The sequence below is a fragment of the Segatella copri genome, from assembly GCF_009494395.1.
Classification (GTDB): Bacteria; Bacteroidota; Bacteroidia; order Bacteroidales; family Bacteroidaceae; genus Prevotella.
Window position 1 is genome coordinate 1 of sequence record NZ_VZCB01000074.1, and the last position, 1,451, is coordinate 1,451.

The window sequence follows — 1,451 nt, forward strand, 5'->3', positions numbered from 1 at the left end:
AAAGAAAAGTCGGTCGGACGAACATGGGGAGTTTGCTTCTCCATCTTGTCCAAAAGATAAGGCAGGTTGTCGGATGCGTAAAGATAGGACACAAGGGTGATGATGTTGCCGCCCTTGCCCATGCCGAAATCGAACCAACTGTTCATCGTGGTGTTCACCTTGAAAGATGCCTCGCTCTCGTTTCTCAGCGGTGACTTGTACCAAAGGTTTGCGCCCTGCTGCTTGACAGGGCGGTGTCCCAAACTTTGCAGATAGTCTGCAATCTTGATTTGCTTTGCTTCTTGAATGTTCATGTCTTACTGTGGATTAAGTGGTGTATGTATTTCTGATGAATTGTTGAGAATCGTATGTATTGGTATGATAGTCAAATACTTATCTTCTCAACAAACTCTCAACAAATGGTTCTTTTCAACAAAATCACTGGGCAAAAGAGAAAGAAAGGCATGAGCCGTCATGTTTTCTCTTTTCAACAGTCTCTTTCTTTTGTTGAGAGATTTGTTGAGAAAATGTTGAGCCTTAAATACTTGATATTCAATACTTCTTTCATCATATTCAACAATTCAACAAAATTATATGCTATTTAGCTTGTCCCTCGTTACAGTGTAGAACCTGCCCACACGTTTTGTTGGCGAGTAGTGACCGCTGCTATTGTAGTTGTACTCGTATGAGGTGTAGGTGAGGGCGTTCTCTGAAGGTTGCAGTTTCCAACAGTCCTGCACTATCTTTCGCACAAGGTGCTTCTCCGCTTTCACGTGGTTGCATTGCAACAAGGCGATTGCGTCATTGAGGCAGAATTGCAAACTGTCGGTTTGGGTGTTCTCCATGACCTCAAGGAACAGCTCCGACATTTCCACCTCAAGTCTGTTACGGTTGCAGCGTATGATTCTCCTCAGAGCATCGGTCGCTATCTGTTCGGGTGCGAACCACATTCGGCTCTTGTGCTCTGTGGATAGCATTCTGTCTTGCAGATGGAACAGAAAAGCGGGTATCTCCGACTTCAGTTTCTCCAAGAAGTCGGTATCGTCAGATTGCAACGATGAAATCTTCCTCACCCAATATCGGGTCTCGCCCTCGTCAATTATGACAGGGAGTGATTCGTTGTTGGAGCACAGCACGAACTTGGCAAAGAAGGAAATCTCGTTCCTGTCCTTGCCCTTGGCTTCCACCTTGTACGAGAGGGTGGTGCTGAGGTTCTTCAACCGCTCGGAATCCTCCCTGCGACTGAGCAACACCTCGTCCACGACAATCAGCAGCTTGCCAGCCCAATCGGAATTGAACTGACTGCGGAAGTCCTCGTTGGTGTTGAATGTCACGTTGCCTTGGAACAACGCTTTCAGAAAGTTCAAGAACGTGGTCTTGCCTGTGTTCCTCTCCTCTGATACGAGCAGCAGAATGGGCAACTTCTGCACAGGTCTGAGATAGAGCAGTTGCAGGTAGTCCATGCCAAGCTC

At 46.7% G+C, this 1,451-nt stretch carries 2 protein-coding genes; both read right to left on the reverse strand.

The annotated features are described in order from the left end of the window. The coding region (locus tag F7D73_RS08730) for a CHC2 zinc finger domain-containing protein (RefSeq protein WP_228117686.1) at positions 1 to 293 on the reverse strand (293 nt) is incomplete at its 3' end. A 276-nt stretch (positions 294 to 569) separates the two neighbouring features. After that, positions 570 to 1,451: primase-helicase family protein (locus F7D73_RS08735; protein WP_153123941.1), on the reverse strand; the 882-nt coding region annotated here is incomplete at its 5' end.